This window comes from Streptomyces sp. MBT53 (assembly GCF_016654115.1).
GTDB lineage: Bacteria > Actinomycetota > Actinomycetes > Streptomycetales > Streptomycetaceae > Streptomyces.
The window spans coordinates 1-16,759 of the sequence record NZ_JAEQAZ010000196.1; the positions used below are offsets into that span (position 1 = coordinate 1).

Annotated in this window: 10 protein-coding genes; 2 read left to right on the forward strand and 8 right to left on the reverse strand. The window is 71.2% G+C overall.

The genetic code is table 11. The features are described from left to right. A partial coding sequence (locus JHN45_RS42385; protein ID WP_201054653.1) for a hypothetical protein occupies positions 1-556 on the reverse strand: 556 nt, incomplete at its 3' end. After that, positions 553-1,506, reverse strand: coding sequence for a ParA family protein (locus JHN45_RS42390; protein WP_201054654.1), 954 nt, complete (start codon positions 1,504-1,506; stop codon positions 553-555). The genes JHN45_RS42390 and JHN45_RS42385, both read right to left, overlap by 4 nt. A 260-nt stretch (positions 1,507-1,766) precedes the next feature. On the opposite strand from JHN45_RS42390, the gene JHN45_RS42395 reads away from it, so the two are divergent. Then, complete coding sequence (locus JHN45_RS42395) at positions 1,767-3,212, forward strand: hypothetical protein (protein WP_201054655.1); 1,446 nt, start codon at positions 1,767-1,769, stop codon at positions 3,210-3,212. A gap of 74 nt (positions 3,213-3,286) precedes the next feature. On the opposite strand, the gene JHN45_RS42400 is transcribed toward JHN45_RS42395, so the two are convergent. Both JHN45_RS42400 and JHN45_RS42405 read right to left on the reverse strand, forming a co-directional pair. Further along, positions 3,287-3,616, reverse strand: a complete 330-nt coding sequence (locus JHN45_RS42400) for a hypothetical protein (RefSeq protein ID WP_201054656.1) — start codon at positions 3,614-3,616, stop codon at positions 3,287-3,289. A gap of 38 nt (positions 3,617-3,654) precedes the next feature. After that, positions 3,655-4,191: a hypothetical protein gene (locus JHN45_RS42405; RefSeq protein WP_201054657.1), complete on the reverse strand. Its 537-nt coding sequence runs from the start codon at positions 4,189-4,191 to the stop codon at positions 3,655-3,657. A gap of 507 nt (positions 4,192-4,698) precedes the next feature. Between JHN45_RS42405 and JHN45_RS42410 the strand changes: the two genes are divergently transcribed. Then, positions 4,699-5,568: a hypothetical protein gene (locus JHN45_RS42410; RefSeq protein WP_201054658.1), complete on the forward strand. Its 870-nt coding sequence runs from the start codon at positions 4,699-4,701 to the stop codon at positions 5,566-5,568. 102 nt (positions 5,569-5,670) lie between these two features. Here the strand turns inward: JHN45_RS42410 and JHN45_RS42415 are convergent, their stop codons facing one another. The 4 genes from JHN45_RS42415 to JHN45_RS42430 form a co-directional block, all read right to left on the reverse strand. After that, positions 5,671-6,138 carry a hypothetical protein gene (locus tag JHN45_RS42415; protein ID WP_201054659.1) on the reverse strand — a complete coding sequence of 156 codons (468 nt, stop codon included), beginning with the start codon at positions 6,136-6,138 and terminating at the stop codon, positions 5,671-5,673. After that, positions 6,132-7,028, reverse strand: coding sequence for a hypothetical protein (locus JHN45_RS42420; protein WP_201054660.1), 897 nt, complete (start codon positions 7,026-7,028; stop codon positions 6,132-6,134). The genes JHN45_RS42415 and JHN45_RS42420 overlap by 7 nt, the downstream gene beginning before the upstream one ends. Before the next feature lie 203 nt (positions 7,029-7,231). Next, complete coding sequence (locus tag JHN45_RS42425; RefSeq protein WP_201054661.1) at positions 7,232-8,329, reverse strand: TniQ family protein; 1,098 nt, start codon at positions 8,327-8,329, stop codon at positions 7,232-7,234. Positions 8,330-8,586: 257 nt separating this feature from the next. After that, a complete protein-coding gene (locus JHN45_RS42430) occupies positions 8,587-16,125 on the reverse strand; it encodes a DUF3560 domain-containing protein (protein ID WP_201054662.1) in 7,539 nt (2,512 codons plus the stop codon). Positions 16,126-16,759: the final 634 nt, after the last annotated feature.

Consider the following 16,759-nt stretch of genomic DNA (forward strand, 5'->3'; position numbering starts at 1 on the left):
TGGTGTCCGGATTTCCGGACACCACCCTCCCGGCCGCTGCGGCGAGTCGAATCACGGCGGTGTCCATCAGCTCGTACAGCGTCGACCGCTTGTATCCCCACCGCTGGTCGCCATAGTTCTCGATGCTGCCGTACTTGGCGAGGTGCAACTCTTCTTCACGGATGGCATCGAGGACGAACCCGATCTCAATCTCTGCGCGGAACTTGGCCTTCGTGACGGTGTGGGCCAGGGTGCCCCGTGCGGCCTCAATGGCGGCCTCGTATGCCGCGAGCCTCTCCTCGGGTGCGTTGGGGAGCTTGGTCCGGTCGATGAGCTGCGGCTGGAGCGGGTCGACAACGGCGGGGCGCCCGCCGCCAAGGTTGCTGAGGAGGTCATCCTCCTGGTCCGCGCGCACGGCGGGGACCTGGGGGGAGGCGGCGGCGGTCTCTGCGGGTGTGTCGGCGGAGGTGTCGACGTCGTCCGCGGCGGGCGTCTCGCTCGTCTCGGTCTCCGCCTCGGGGGCCTGGTCCCTGTCCTTGGTGGTGATACCGAGCCGTCGGCGCTTGGAAGGGCTCATGCGGCGCTCACCGAGTCGAGCAGGAGGCGGGCAATCTGCCCGTAGTCGGCGACGGCGGTAGCGCGGGGGGCGTGAATCCGGGTCGGGCTGTGGGTTGCCGGCGCCTCGGCGATGGACACCGTCTTACGGACGGGGGACACGATCGCTTCGGGATAGTCCTCGGCGGCCGACTCCTCGACCTCGCGGGCAAGGTTGGACTTCTCCCACATGGTGGTGAGGATGGCAGCAACGCGGAGTTTGGGGTTCTGGCGGCGCTGAATCTTGGCGATGACCTTGTTAATGCTCACGGAGCCTTGCGCGTCGAGGACGCCTGGCTTGATGGGGATGATCGCATCGTCGGCGGCGATCAGGCATGCCAGGGTGACGAGGCTCATCGTGCGCGAGGCGTCGATCACGGTCACGTCGAACTGTTCCTGTGATTCGGCGATGGCGTACCGGAGTGCGTCGTCCGTGCCGCCTGAGCGCTCGTACTCGACCCGGGTCAAGGTGTCGTCACACGGGACCACGTACAGGTTCTTGAAGGCGGTGGGGTAGGTGGCCTGGTCGAGGGAGACGTCTTCGACGGGCGCGTTCGGGTTGTTGGGGTCCTTGTCGGTTCCGAGGAAGACGTGACGGAGGTTGTACCGCTCCGCGACCGGCAGTCCTTCGGGGTAGACGACGCCGAGCCAAAACGAGATGGCGGCGTTCTGGGGGTCGCCATCGATCAGGCGCACGCGCAGGCCCATCGAGGCCCAGGCCGCGGCGAGTTCAACGGCGGTCGTGGTCTTGCCCACGCCTCCCTTGTTGTTAGTGACTACGAAGACGCGGGACGGGGCGGCGGGCCGGAAAGTCGCCGGTACCAGGGTGGACGGAATCCACTGCTGATAGGGCGTCTCGGGGTCCCACTGGCTGACGATCGAGAGGAACTCTAGATCGTCCGCAAGTGGCGGAATGGGGGTGAGTGTCGTCATGGCGTAGACGGTAGCGATGCTCTGCGTCCGGAAGCGACGGACCCGGCGATATGACGCCCGAAAGCGGGGCCGAGTGGCCGACAGCCCTTGCGGCGCTTGGTGTCCGGATTTCCGGACGCCGCCATGGGTGGCCCTCGTGATCACCCTCATGGGTGATCGACGGATACTTGCCTGATGACACGAGGCAAGGAAGACGGACGGGCCGCCGGGCCCGGGAAGATGCGTTCCGTTCGCCCCTTCGTGGTTACGGGGGGTTTCTGATGACTGATGGCCGCGCGCCCACTGTCGACTTGGTCGAGCGCATGGACCAGGAGGCGGCACCCGAGGGCCGTTGGATGCCTCTCGCCGAGTGCGCCCTCAACCCCCGCAACCCGCGGGACAACGGCCTCCCCGACGATCTGTCCGACCTCGAAGGCATCAAGGAGCGGCAGCTCCAAAGCTGCCTCGCCATCACGGTTGAGGCGTACTTGCGTCTGTGGCCGGCGGACCGGCAGCGCTTCGAATCCGAGGTCAAAGTCGTGATCATCAACGGCAACCGGCGCCGCCGCGCGGCCGGGAAGTACGGGCGTAGTGACCTGTTCGTCGTCACTGACGACACGATCGCGACGAGTCGAGCGGACGTGATGCGGGCGGCGTACGACGAGAACACGAAGAGACGGGATTTCGACCCGATCGAGGAAGCCGTCGCCGTGGTGGGGATTGTGGCGGAGTACGAGACCGCCAAGGAGGCCGCAGCGGCTGAGGGCTGGTCTCCGTCTTGGATCTCGCACCGCAAGAACCTGTTGAAGCTCCACCCCGAGCTACAGGAGGAAGTACGGGCCAAGGCTCGGGGCGAGGAAGGTCTCTCGATCAACGTTGCCCGGCGTCTCGGCGCCGTGAAGGGGATCAGCGACATGGAGCTCGGGGAGCAGCGCCAGGCCCTCGCCGAACTCCTGCGCGCCGACGCCGAAGCGAGCAAGGAACGGAAGGCCGTCCGGCGCAGGGCCCGCGAGGAATCCGACGCGCCCGCCCCGGACCCGGCGCCGTCTCCGGAGCCCGGCCCGCAGTCTTCCGAGCCGACACCGACGGAGCGCTCGGAGGCACCAGCCGGGGCCGGTGGCTCCTCGTCGGCGGGCCCCGGATTTTCCGCGGAAAACTGGAACGGGGTGGTGGTGCCCGAGCAGCGGGCCGCCGTCGTCGAGGCGGCGCCGGCACCCGCGGAGGCCGAGGAGGAGGGCGCCGGGCAGCGTGAGCCCGCGGTGTCGTCTCCCGTAGGCGTACCGATCACGACCTATGTCCCGGCCCCTGTGGCGGCCGTCTTCAAGCAGGTGGCCGATCACCTCTCGCACGGTCACCGTGTGCCGGTCGCGGTGGCGGATGTCGTCGGCCTGGTCGTGGAGTACGCGGCGCGCAACGGCGTGCCTCCTCTCCCGGTTCTGTCCGGCCGGGTCGAGGGCCGCTACGGCGAACAGCTCGGCGACGGGGGCGCACGGTTCACGTGGCGCCCCGCCGGAGCGGAGAGCGTGCGGACGGCCGAGCGGCAGCCCAAGGGACATCCGTCGTCCGGTCTCGTCAATCCGCTGTGCGCGGCGCCGATCCGCCCGGACGGCCAGCCGTGCGACAGGTCCGTGATCTGGAAGGTTCAGGACCCCGAGCGCGGAACGTTCTACTACTGCGACGCCGACCTTCCCGCCGAGGACGTTCCGCCCGGCGTCTGGCGCGGCTAGCGTCTCGCGTCGATGACGGACCCGGAGCTCTTCGGAGTTCCGGGGCCGTGGCGTGTGGTCGTTCGTCGAGGTGATCACGCCGGGCGGCGCGTGACTCGCTGGTCCGACTCGCTTTCGCTCCCGGGGGCGTTGTACGCACGGCGCAAGCCGGGCTGTGGCCACTGGTACATGCGGCACGAGACGAGAGTGTCCCCGCGTAGGTCGACCTCGACCTGATAGAACACCCGGCCGTCCGCCCAGTCCTGGCGAGCCATGACGGGAGCGGTCCGCCACGCCCCGCCCGACCAGACGGCCAGGGCGGGACGGCGGCCGGGGGGCCAGGTGGTCACCTTCGGCCGTGGGCCGTCCTCGCGTCGCCACGGGCGGGCGGTGACGGGTTCGGGGATCTCCTCGGCGGTGCTCACGAGTCGAGCCTACGCAGGGGCCACCGGGCGGTGCGCGGTCAGCCGTCGGCGGGAACGGGGCGGCCGACGTCGGCGAGGAGCTCGGCCGGGATGCCGTCGCGGGCCCACTCGATGGCGAGGCGGGAGGCGTGTCCCTCGGCGGAGTACAGAAGAGGGCTGCCCTGCGCGCCCATGATCCGGGTGGCCTCCTCGGCGTGCACGGGGATGCCCAGGTAAGCGCGTCCGGGGCGGCGCCACGTCAGGTCACGCACGGTGCCGTCCGCTGTGCCGCACCAGGCGTGTTCCATGGGGAACAGGCGATCCCACGCCATGCCCTCGACGTAGACGAGCTCGCCCTCGGATGCCCACGCCCACGAAACGGATTCGGTGTAGCAGCGGCCGGCGTCGCCGGGCGGGTCTCCGCCGTCCGGCCACTCCGCCGGGGTGAACAGGCGGCCGTACGTGAGGAGGAGTCCGGCCACTCCGCCGGCATGCCGGAAGCCGGGGAGCTCGCCGCGCATCTGCACATCCCGGCGGAGCTGGTCGACGAGCCACCCCTCGAAGTCGGCGGTCGTGGCGGTGTCGAGACTGGTCATGGGCGGGCGTCCTCCTGGTGGTGAGCGTGCACCGGTCGAGTCTCCTCTCTGCCGTGCACCCCGGGGAAGTCGGTTCGAGGCCGAACCCGCCATCGCCGCTCGGCGCGAGCCGCAAGGGGGAGTTGGGGCGAGGCGGGACCGTGCACCCTCCGACCGATCCCGCCAGGTGTGCACGGTCCCGCCGGCACCCAGGACGGCACGGCTCGGGGGGAAACCCGCAGGTCGGACCGAACCCGCCAGGTGCTGCACCCCTCTGCCACCGAACCCGCCAAACCGTGCACCCCCCCATGCGGTGCACGGCGGCGGTCGAGGCTGCACGCCTGCGACCTGCGCCGACACCCGGGCCGCCCCTCACGGATGCGGGACCGAACCCGCCAAACGGTGCACCCCCCGATTTACCTGGGCTTAAGTCGATCTCTCATGATTTATGAGCTGGGGACATACCCGAGGAGCCAGAGTTTCAGCTCAACTCACAGTTGAACTTGCAGTTCAACTGCAACTCATGTCATGGTGAAGGCCCACAACAGCCACGAAGGGAACGGCAACGACATGCAGGGTTGGGCCAACACCGACAGCAACGACAGCTTGTTTCACGCGTTCACGGGGGAGGACGGGGCCGGCCTGCGGGCCGTGTGCAACGGGCGCATCCGTCCCGCCGAGCGGCACCGCCGCCGCGACTGCGGACTCTTGACCGCCGAGGCGGCCCGCGCGCTGCCCTTCACCACGCACTTGTGCGAGCGGTGCACGGTCAAGGCGGACACCCCCGCCAAGTCGACGGCCGACGTGATCGCCGACGGTGCACCCCTCTACAAGCGGGCCGGACTGCGGCACGCGGCCGTGGGCCGCGGCCGTCGCGTGCACTACTCGCGGGGCAACGACGACACCTTGTGCGGCCGGGCACTGACGGCGTACCTCGACCTCGACGAGGCCGCGGCCCGGTACGCGCGGGGCGACGAGCTGTGCACCCGGTGCATGCTCGCGGCCGAGGAACTCGCTTACGCCAAGGCTCTTGCTGCTGCCTCGCCGGTCCGTCCGGCCATCGCGGGCAGCGCACCCACGGATGCCGAGCACCCGGACACCCTCGCCGCCCTCGACGTCCTCACCGGGACGCAACTCGCCACCATCACCGACGAACACGACTTCACCGGAAGCGACGACTACGACAAGACCGCGCACGGCGCCCTCGTCGAGCCCCGCGGCTACGGACGCGTTGCGGTGTACTGGCTCGTCGAGGGTCTCTACGTGACGCCGGACGACCGAGAGCCGCACCGCGCCGAGCTGCGCCTCCTCGCCGCCAAGTTCCGCGCGGCCGGGTGGGAGATCGAGCCGTCTTCCGTCCGGTCCGTGTTCGCGTGGCGGCCGTCCGCCTCGGCGTAACAGCACAACGCCCGGCCCCCTTCACCAGGGGAGCCGGGCGCCGGTCGAGGGCCTCGCCGCACACCGCGGCGAGGCCCTCGGCGTTCCGTCGGGGCTGCGGTTCTACAGCAGGGCTACGGGCTCAATCCAGCGCGCAGAGGCCATCCACCCGGACCGGGATTTGAGCGCCGCTTTCATCTCATCGGTGGTCGGGTGGCGAACGTCCGACAGCCAGACCACGGCCATCTGTGCGCGCTGACGGGCAAGGTTCCACCACAGGGGCGGGGGGTCGGCGAGTTCCATCACGACGTGCACCTCTCCCTCAGCGCCCGGCTTGTTGAGCGCCAGGAGAACCGGGCCGGTGGGGTCTTGCCAGAAGTGCCATGGTCCCCCGTCGGCCGGTGCCTCCTGGTCAAGCGGAGTGAGTGAGGCGTACTCGGGGAACCGCTCGATCTCTGCGCGTCCAGCGCCGCCGTAGGGCGAGAGCACGACCGCCGCCATCAGTGCACCGCCGACGGGGAACGCGGTCGGCTGAGCGATCAACTGCGGCACGTTCCGTTGACGCTGCTCGTGTCCCTGAATGTTCACCATGACCGCGGCTCCATCAGGGACCAGTCGGCGGCCGTGGGCTGCGGGTCGAGGTCAACGGCCAGCACCCGCGAGGCCGGGCCGAGCTCGTCCTCGTCGGGGCCGTCGTCGTAGTCCTCGGGGGGCTCGATCGGGTCGACGTCGTCCCGCGGTTCGTCATCGAGGCCGTCCTCCTGGTGCTCCTCGTCGGCCTGGTCCGCGGCGGCGTTCCATTCCTCCTCTGGGGTGGGGTGCGCGTCGGGGTCGAGCTCGTCGCCGTCGTCCTCCTCGGGCGTGCTGTCCGGGAAGTTGGGATGCCTGATGCCGTCGTACAGGACGATCACGCGGTCACCGGTCCCGGTGCTGAGGGTTCGCTCCGTCCCGTCGAGCTGTGCGCGGGTACGGACTTCGCCCCATGGGATCTCGGTCAGCGTCACCGTGGCCTCGAAGGTCTCGCGGCAGCCCTCGCACCCGTATGTGTCGTACCAGGCAGTGAGGTCGAACATGCTGCCCGGGTGCCGGTCGACGTGGATAAGGCGCCCGTCGCACTGCCCGTCGGAGAACTCGACTTCGCACCTCTCGCCGTGATGGCACCGGATGCCCGAGCACCGGCACGGCGCCGCGGGGTCCTCGTTCGGGCGCCACACCGCCTCGGCGTGCGCGCGCTGCGCAGGGGTGGCGGTTTCGGGGAGTGCGCGGATGCCGAGCTCTTCGGCGGTGATGCCGAGTTCGGTCTCGGCGGCGGTGGGCTGGAGTGCGTACACGACGGCGGCCGGGGCGGATGCCGGCGCGTCGGTGGTGGCGGATTCGGCGGCGGCCTCGGCCCGTACGCGCCGCAGCGCCTCTTGGTAGTCGAGGCCCTCGGCCTCCTTGAGAGCCCAAGCCGCCTTTTGCTCGGCGTTCCTCTTCGGCATGCGATGCCCTCCCGGCTCCGGGCGTCGGCCCCCACGCGGCCCGCCCGGACAGGACGGATCGTCAGCTCTGGAACGACCGGCATCCCGTGGGACCTTCGTACCGTCGGCGCCCGTGCACGGCGTGGGCGTGCGGGCAGCAGTAGGGGCGTAGTCGCGCCCTCCGCGAAGAGCGTAGCGGAGGGCTCGGACAGTCGGACGACGATCTACTTCGGCAGGCCGGTGCACTTGGCGTACGGCACCCATCGGCAGCTCGGCGCGCGCCCGTTGCAGCGCTCGCACACGGCTGTGGTCGATGTCAGGGGCAGGCCGTAGACCCACATGAGGCAGGACGGGGCCCGGTGAAGGCCGTGTTCGGCGGCGTGTTCGTGGAGGGCGGGGAGCCGGTTCCACCGCCGCTCGGCGGCCGTACGGCCGCGCGGCTTGGCTGCGGCCTCGGCCGTGTGCTGTTCGAGCCAGTAGGTCAGCGGTTCGCGCTCGCGCCGGGTGAGGGTGCCGGCGGCGGCGAGCTCGGCGACGGACTCGACCCAACCCTCGGCCGAGGCGCGCGGTTTGCGGCGGCGCTCCTCCCACGTCCACATGCGCTCGGCGAGGGCGACGGCCAGGGGGTAGACGACGACCGGCGCGGCTCGGCGGCGGTGACGGACAAGGCCGAGGGCGTCCTCGTCGGCCCGCCACTGTTCGGCGGCCACCTGGCCGTGGACCCACCACCACAGGGCCACTTGATGGGCGTCGGCGAGGAGGGCGTCACCGACGGGGCCGAGGCGGTGAACGAGGTCACGGTGCCCGCGCAGGGCACGGGCGAGGGCGGGGACGGGGCCGGTGTCGACGAGGTAACCGGCGTCGTCTCCGGCCATCCATCGGCGCCCGCACCCGCACGGCCGCCATCGGTGCCCCTCGGCGGCCAGCCATGCGCCGGGTTCCATGCACAGCGGGCAGGCCGGCAGGGGCGAGGAGCCGAGCCCGCCGGGCCACGCGTCGAGTTGGGCGGTCTCGGCGAGCCGGTCGGAGTGGGCGCCGGGGAGCGCGCGGGCGAGCTGTTCGGGCTCGCGTTCCACCAGGGCGGCGATCCGGTCGAGGGCTGCGGGGGAGAGGCGGACCTCGTCGCGCTGCGGGGAGGGGCCGTCGTCGGGGAGTTCGAGGGCGCGGTCGGTGAGGGTGTCGAGGAGCGGGCCGACGCCTAGGCCGTTGGCCGTGGCGGTGCGCAGCAGGTACGACAGGTTCGTTTCGCCGTGGATCAGGGGGACGCGGAGCGGGAGCTCGTCCGCGGTGAGCGGGACGGGCGGCGTCGGGGCGGTGGTCATGGCGGCACGCTCCCACACAGCACCGACAGTGGGTGCACCGTTCGGGTGACGCCGTTTGCAGGCGTCGCCCGCGCGAGAGGGTCGTGATCACACTGTGTGATCTTCGGGCGAGCCCCTCGGCGCCCGCGCGCCGGTCCCTGGTCGCGGGTCACGTCCGGGCCGAGCGCCGGACTCGAACCCCCTTTGAAGTGCACGCGTCAAGTCTCAGGAGAGCGGCACCACCTCGATGCCGCCGAGTCAATCATGATGTGCCCCTGTCAAGTTTGGCGGAAGCCGGCACCGCCCGGGGCCGGGGCGGGCGGGGGAGGCGGAGCCCGCTCCCCACCCCTCGGCGGACGCCCGGCCCACCCGCCGGGAGGCTGTCGCGTGCCCTGTCGTGTGGCCTGTCGCGTGACGCCCTGTCGTGTGCTGTGACCTGCGCGAACACCCCCAACCCCCCGGGTCTCCGCTCGACGCGACAGGGGGCCGCTGGCAGGGGCCGCCGCCGCGGCCGGGCGCGGCTCGCGCGGTCCCGCGCCCCGCGCGGCGGGGGCCGTCTCCGGGCCCGCCGCGGGGGCCGTGGCGGGCGGCGCTCCGACCGGCGCGAGCGGGCGGCGCGGGCGGGGACGGGCCGTCATCGTACGACCGGTGCGGCCGTCGAGGGCGCCGCACTCGCCCGCCTCACGGGTGACGTGAACGGCGGCCGTCCTCGGTGCCGGAACGTGCTGCCGGTCGGGCCCGCGTTCGAGCATCAGCCGGACCGGCGCCGCGAGCAGCATCGGGGGAGTCTGCACCGAGGGCGTGTTCACGTCTGCGATGCGCGGGGAGTCCGGCGTTCCGGCCTCCTCGGCGAGCCGGTCCTCTACGGCCTCCCGCTGCTCGTTCGTCCACAGGTTCACGGCGTACGCGTACAGGGCCCGCTGATAGGCCAGTGCCCGCCGGTACCAGATACGCCGGGCCCGGGAGATGACGGCGCCGGTCACGGCCATGCCCATGAACGGCGACACCGCGTCCGCCGCCTGCTGCGCCTTGTTGCGAATGCCCTCCCCGCGCCCTACGTGCTGCCAGGGATAATCCCAGCGGAAGCCGACGAGCGCGCCGAGCTCGGCTTGCGTGAACGCCCGGCCGCCGGACGCGCACCCCTGGGGTTCGTCCGCACGGCGCCGGGTGGCGCCGTACCACGTGGCGGTGACGCACTGCGCCACCTTGTCCGCGCTGAACGAACCGCCGCCCTTAGCCCGACCGGTGACGGGGTCGACCGGCCGCGCGCCCCGGGTGTCGACCCATAGCCCGGATTCCCACCCGAGTGCCTGAGCCACGGTGAGGGAGGGGAGCGGCGCACGGCCGCCCAGCAGGTCAACCCGCATGGCCAAGTCCGGGCGGGTGGTGGGGATGGGGCGCCGTGCGCCGTCGCCCCACATGGCCCGCTCGGCGGCGGCGACGTCATCGGCACGGACCACGGACCGCGCCCCGTCGGGCTCACCGTCCCGTACGGCGATCATCCACGTGCGGACACGGTGGGAGGCGGCGCCGTAGGTGGCCGCGTCCTCGACCTGGAAGGACACCCAGTCGAATTGCAGGGACTCGCGCAACTCGGTCTGAATCGCCGCACACAGCGGGGCAGCGGCCTTCAGCAGGTTGTCTGACTGCTCCATGGTGACGGACGCCAGGATGCCGCCCGCCTTGATCATGGCCATGGGCCACAGCAGAACCTCAGCCATCAGCGCCGTGCGCTCGTCCGCGCACGCGTCCATGGCCAGCCGCCGGAACTCGTCCGGGGTGCACCCGGGCGCGGCCGTCCCTTCCATGCAGTGCTGCGTTTGAATGTGGTGGTGGCACCCGTCGCAGTCGGCCATGTCGTCGTGCTCTTCGCACCAGGCTTCCCACTCGCCGTCATAGCCGGACGGGTCCCATGCGGCCTCGCCCTCGTTCTCGGCGTCGGACTGGTAGGCGTACTCGTGGGGGCCGCCGTAGTCCTGGCAGACGTCTTCCACCTCAAGGTGCCCGAGGTACTCCGAGGCGTGAAACAGCAGGTCCATGAACTTCTCGACCTCGGCCGGTTGTACACCGGAGCGCTTCCCGCCGGTCGAAATCGTCGGGCACGGCGTAGACAGGTGCAGCCGCTTGACCGACGTCAGCACGGGGTGCCGGGGGTCCAGCGTGCGGACGTCAGCGCAAATGATCGTGTATCCGGCGGCGCGCGCGGTCGCGGCGGCGCCCTCGTTGATCTCGATCCCCACCGCGTCCACATCGGCCGAGTCGTCGCCCCCCAGGGCGAGGCGCTGCCCCTCCGACATGCCGCCGGGGCCGTGGCACACGTGCACCATGCGTTCCGGGCCGCCGTCGGCGGGACGCCGCGCCCACCGCGCCGGGTAGGGCTGCGCGAACTCCGTGCAGGTGGGGCAGTCGGCGCACTCGCGGCCGTCGGCGCACGTCGCGCAATCGGTGTCGCACCACCAGGAGGCCGCACGCATGGCGTCTTCGTTGCCGTGCGCGGCAATGAACGCCTCCCGCAGAGCTGCGCCGTCAACCGGGGCCCCATTTGGCGCGTCCGCGTCAAATTCCCGGAGTTGCGCCACCGCCCGAGGGGCGGTGACGCCCGGCACCGCGCCGCCGTCGCCCTCCCATGCCTCCTCGGTCCCGGGGTCGGACACACCGGCCGGAGCCGCAGCGCTCACCGGCACCGCCGGCGCAACCGGAGCCGGGGCGGCCTGGTCCTGGCGCTCGGCCAGCTCCCGCGCGTCGGCCGCCCGCTCCGCCTCTGCCTCCTCCGGGGTGGGCTCCGGGGTGACGTCGCGCGGGTCGGCGGGGATCGGCGCACCCGCAAGGGCGGCCCGCATCTGCCCAGCCGACATGCGCCCGGTGACACCGTCGTTATAGGCGGCCGTGTACGTGTAGGCGCCCATCCGGCCCGCCGCCTGAGCCGCCGCACGGGTGACAACACGGCACCCGCCGACCGCACCCACCGCGCCGCCATCAAACGCCGCGTGAATGTGCGGGATCGTCACCGACTTCGTATTAACCCGGGTGACCTCGTACCACGTACCCCGGTACCGGACGTAATCGCCCTTCACAAAGTCGGCCCGCCCCCACACCTTGAAGCCGCGCCGCTCCGCCTCCTTGATGGTCTCCGCCCAGTACGTCAGCTCTTCGTCGTACTCGGCCAGACGGCGCGTCAGCTCTTCCCTGCGCGCCTCGGACGGCGGGCGCCGCCACACATCAGCCACACGGCCCTTGTCGTCAACACCGTCGCGCTCCCGCAGAACGCCGCGCCGCTCCGCCTCCAGCTTCTCGATACGGCGCAGCGTGCGCCCCGGGTTCTTCCGATACCGCTCGTAAGCCTCCGCCGCCTGGGCGCGGTTGGCCCAGTAACCGGCCCGCTCGCCCTCGGCGATGCTCTTGCGCATCGCGTTGTGCATGCGCTCCTGGTCCCTGCGGGCGCGCCCCTCCGAATGGTGACCCACCAAGATCGGCTGACCCATCCAGAACCGTTCGGCGATCCGGTCCGAGGTATCCCGCGCCGACTGCGACGATGCCGCCGCACGTCCGGACCGGTCCGTGAACCGCTCCGTCCGCTCCTCGGCCGCATCCACACGGGCGGCCTCCCGCTCGGCGAACGACATGGTTTCTTCGATCGCCACGGCGCACGACAGGCCGAGTGAGCGCACCGCGTCCGCGGCGCGGTTGATCTTCCACCGGTCGGCGCCGTTGTAGCGGCTGCCCCGGATGAAGATCCCCGGGGTGCGCCGGTAGGTCCAGCCCAGCGGGCGCAACGCTTCCCACACCCCGTCACCCTTGGCGGAGCCCTCAACAGTGGTGCCGTCTTCGTGGGTGTGTCGAATGACGATGTCCGCCGCCGCCTCGGACGCCTCCCCCGAAACCGCCTTTGACGCGTCCGCGTCAAGTTCCCGGGGTGACCCCCCTTCCCCGCGGGGGGTCGAGTCTCCATTTGAAGTGTCCGCGTCAAGTTCCCGGAACTGCGCCACCGGCCGAGGGGCAACGACGCCCGGCACCATGCCGCCGTCGGCCTCCCACACGTCCACCCCGGACGGGTCGGACACCACGTCAGGCGCGGCCTTACGAGCCCGCGTCACGGCCTGGCGCTCCCGCAGCAACACCGAACGGCTCTTGGGCTGCCGCGCGCTCCACACCGCCTCATCACGCCCGCACGGCCACGCGTGGCGGCATTCCTGCGGGTAGTAGCCGCACCCATCGAGCGGCGCACGCTCGTCGTCCGCGACCGGCGCGGGCACGTCGTCACGAACTGCCGGCGGGGAGAGCTCTCCGGGTTCGTCCCGCTCGACCGCGCCGCCGTCGCTCTCCCACCCGTCCACTCCGCCCGGGTCCGACACGACGTCGGGCAGCGCGACCGGCGCCGTGTCCTCGACCAGGACGCCGCCCACCTTGCACACCTGGGCAACCGTCGAGTTCATCGCGTGCAGCGTCGGAGTCTTGTCGACCGGCGCGCCGTTCACCCATGCCCCCGACGCGTCAATGTCGTACAGGCCCCCACTCCACACCGCGCGCATCTCCCCGGGAACCTTGCCCGTGGGGGTACCCGTCGCCCGCACCGTCACCGTGACCCCGTCCGCACTGCGCTGCACGGCCACCGTCCACCCGTTCCCCGCTGCCGTGTCCGCCATGGCCACGGCAGCCATGGGCAGCCACACCCCCGGCGCCGCTTCGGTCTCCGCGATCACCTCCGCACCCGCGTAACCGCCCTGCCAGTCCTCCAGCGTCGACACCGACGGCATGCGCCCGGCCTCGGTCCCCTTGGGCGCCTTCCACGGCTGCAAGAGGGGCTTAACCGACGCGGACGCCTGCCCCTTCTCCACCCCCGCGGTACGCCCGTGCTTGTTCTTCGTGGGCAGGTCGGGCCCCTTCAACGCGCGCCCCTCATCCCGCGCGGCCACAGCATCGGCCAACAGGTCCACGAACGCCCGACGCTCCGCCATCCCGGGCGCGTGTTCCATGTCGGATGCGTACTCGGCATCGGCGGGAAGCTCGAACATCACCGCCGTACCGCCGTCCTCGGACAGCCACACGCCACGACCGGCCGGAATGTCACCGGCCGCCGCACGGGCCAGGAACCCGCGCGCCGCCGCCGCACGCTGCGCCGGTTCCTCCGCCTCACTCTCCAGCGCGGACAGCTCCCGCTCACACCACCGCACCGCATCCCGCGCACGCGTCCGCCGCGCGTCCGCCGCATACGACGCCTTACGTGCACGCTCCGACCACTGGCCGGACGTCTCGTAGCTCACCCAGACGTGTTCGCCGAGCACACCCGCCGACCGGCGTACTTCCTGGTGAAGGTCGTACGCGTCACGGCGCCACGCGGCGCACTCCCGCGCGTCCTCCTCCGCCACGGTGAGCCGCTCACACGCCATGGCCAGAGCACGCCGCGCACGCTCCGCAAGCCACGAACGCGACACCCGCACCGTGCCCTCGTACGGGCCACGGAACGCGGGCGGGAACACCCCACCCCCGTTGCCGTGGCAGATCACCGGCAGCACCTCAACCGCGCCCCCGTCGGCCTCCCACCCGTCCACCCCGCCGGGGTCCGACACAACGTCGGGCAACACCGCCGGACGCTCCACCACGACCGGCGCACTCTCGGCCGGACCGGCGTCCGCCGCCGCGGGCGCCTCCCCCGGGACCATTTTTGACGCGTACGCGTCAAGTTCCCGGGAAAACCCCCCTTCCCCGCGGGGGGTCGAGTCTCCATTTGAAGTGTCCGCGTCAAGTTCCTCGGAAGTCGCCACGTCCTGTGTCACGCCGCTACCGGCCGGGGCGCCGCCGGCCGGAACCTCGACCGTCTCGGCCGGTCCCTCCCACCCCGGGCGGGTGATGCGCAGCAGGAACACCGACGCTTCCGGCCGCACCCGCCCAGCAACCGCGCGCGCTTCCGGCGCGCGCTCCGCGCACTCCTGAGCCGACGGCGCGTCAAGTCCGAACCAACGGGCGACGGCGAGAGCGTCACGCGCTGCCCAACGGGCCGTGTCGACGTCACCCCGCGCGTACGCGGACTCTGCGCGCTCCGTGCACTGTTCGGCCTCACGGATCGCACCCCGGGCACTGTCGTACTGCTCATCCGTCAGTCCGTCCCAATCGATGCGCTGAGCGAGCGCACGGACCGTGTCCAGGGCAGCGCGCGCCATGCCGACCGATACGGCAGTCTGTGCGTTCTCCTCCGCTTTCTCCGCCGCGCGCTCCGCATGGATGCCGTACACGCGCGCCGTCTCGGCCGTTGCCCGCAGCACCGCCGCCGGACGCTCCGCGATCACGTACGCGATAGCGGCCCCGGTGACCTCACCCCACGTACCGCGCACGTCCCCCGTCGGAAGGGTCACGGTGTGTCCGCCGCCCGACTGGAAATGGAAGCGGAACGGGAACCGCTCGCCGCACACGGACAGTTCCGAAAGCAGGTCGGAGCGCCGGAACTCCCCCTCGTAACGGTCACCCAGTGACCGCGCTTGCATCGCTTCCGGCCACTCCTCCGCCGCCCTACGGGCACGCTCGACTGTCTCCGCCGCAGTCTCGGCCGGAACGGGCGCCGGAGCGTCCGCAACGGGGGTCGACTCGGCCGGAGCGTCGCCGGTCGCCTCACCCTCGGCCGGACCCTTCACCGTGGCCGGAGTCTCCGCCGCAGCAACGGCACCGACCGGCACGACCGGCAGAGCCGCAGCGTCCGCCGCCCACTCCTCCGCCACCGTGTCCGACACACCCCAGTGAGCGCGCGACATGTCCACCTGACGGCCGTCCGGCGCCGGAAACGTGAACAGCGTTGCCGCGTCCGCCGCGTCGTCCCCCTCGGCGCACTCCGCAGCGTCCGCCCATGCCTCGCACTGTGCCGCGTCAGACTCCGCAGCGTCCGCCGCCGCTTCCGCCTCACGCACGAACCGCGCCATGTCGCGCGAGTGCGCTTGGATGATCTCCCACGCGCTCTCAGCGTCGAACAGGGACGGAAGAACGATCACGCCCCGGTTACGGTCCTCACGCTCGAAGGTCCCGAACTCAATCATCGTTTCCTTGTGCGCGTGCTTGGCCGCGTCGTCAGCGTCGTCCCAACCCTTACGGTCGTCGTCGGCCCAACCCTCGGCGGAGGACGCTTCCACACGCGCGAGGTACTCCTCACACTCCCCGAGTGCGGCGGACGCCGGACCCTCCCCCAACTCCCAACGGGCCGACAGCCATTCCAGACCCGCGCGCGTACGCTCCGCCGACCCATACGGCAGAGAGCACGTGACCGCGTCCGCGTACGCCACCCGCGCGGACAGCCGCTCATCCTCCGCCGCCGCAGCCGCACGCGCGCGCTCCGCCGCGGCCTCCGCACGCCCCTGCGCAGCGTTGCCACGCTCGTATGCAGCCTTGACGCTCTTCAGCCCCTTGGACACGCGGTCATGCGCCTTGCACGCCTTGACGCGGAGTTCCTCCGCACCCTTGACGTCCGCCGCTTCCGCCTTGCAGTCGACACAGCTTCCGTCGGTGCACTCGGCGCACTCCGGCACGTCCGCCACGACCGGCCACGCGTCCGCAACCGTCACACGGGGAGCGCCGTCCGTCTCGGCCCGGTAGTACGTGAGTGCCGCGCGGTAGCCGCGCGGGTTCGACGCGGACCACTTGCCCGCGCGCCACGTGTACCGCTCCGAACGGGGGTCGGTAGGCGTAGCGATGACCAGCGTCCACGCGTCGCCGTCCCGCTCGACCATGACACCCCACCCGCGGCCGGTAGCCGAGCCGGCCAGCGCGCCGAGGTTCCGCGGAGCACCCTCGGCGAGCGCTTCGGCAACGGGCATCGGGGCGGCGGTTGCAGTCATTCGGGCCTCTTCCGTTCGGTCCGCCGCGGCTCGTCCTCGGCGGTTGGTGCGGTCCCCACCTTACGAGAGTTGCAGCACAACTGCAAGTTCAACTGCAAGTTGGTCTGCAACTCTCGGAGTGATCGGCGCACGCCGACCAGCCCCGGGGCCCAACCTTGTGGAAAAGGTGCGCATTTGATGGCGGGTTGGGTGCCGACCAGGGAAAACGGCCGTTTCCGGGCCCGAAACCGCCATCGACGCACCCGAACCGGTAAGGGGTGAAACTTTGGTGCCGGGTGTTACTCGAACGGGCGCAAGGGAACTGATGGGGATCAGCTATCGTGTTTGCACTGGTCAACACCGAACCCGCCAAACGGTGCACCCCTCGGAGTCTGTTCGATTTCGCGAGTGTGGAAAAAGAGCGCACCAAATGGCGGGTTCGGATCACTGTTCCCGCCCTCGACTAAGGCTGACAGAGCCTCAAAAGTGGTCCTGACCTGCGGTTTTGATGAGCTCTCAGGGGGGTGCACCGTTTGGCGGGTTCCACCTAGTTAGAGAGGCTCAGACAACCCGCAGGCAAAAGACATGATCCGCTTCGCGGATCATGTCTTTTGCCTGCGGGTTGTCTGAGCCTCTCTAACTAGGTGGAACCCGC

Coding starts and splice junctions, on each gene's coding strand:
- JHN45_RS42390 (WP_201054654.1), bottom strand. CDS start 1,506: ATGACGACACTCACCCCCATTCCGCCACTTGCGGACGATCTAGAGTTC.
- JHN45_RS42395 (WP_201054655.1), top strand. CDS start 1,767: ATGACTGATGGCCGCGCGCCCACTGTCGACTTGGTCGAGCGCATGGAC.
- JHN45_RS42405 (WP_201054657.1), bottom strand. CDS start 4,191: ATGACCAGTCTCGACACCGCCACGACCGCCGACTTCGAGGGGTGGCTC.
- JHN45_RS42430 (WP_201054662.1), bottom strand. CDS start 16,125: ATGACTGCAACCGCCGCCCCGATGCCCGTTGCCGAAGCGCTCGCCGAG.
- JHN45_RS42425 (WP_201054661.1), bottom strand. CDS start 8,329: ATGACCACCGCCCCGACGCCGCCCGTCCCGCTCACCGCGGACGAGCTC.
- JHN45_RS42415 (WP_201054659.1), bottom strand. CDS start 6,138: ATGGTGAACATTCAGGGACACGAGCAGCGTCAACGGAACGTGCCGCAG.
- JHN45_RS42420 (WP_201054660.1), bottom strand. CDS start 7,028: ATGCCGAAGAGGAACGCCGAGCAAAAGGCGGCTTGGGCTCTCAAGGAG.
- JHN45_RS42410 (WP_201054658.1), top strand. CDS start 4,699: ATGGTGAAGGCCCACAACAGCCACGAAGGGAACGGCAACGACATGCAG.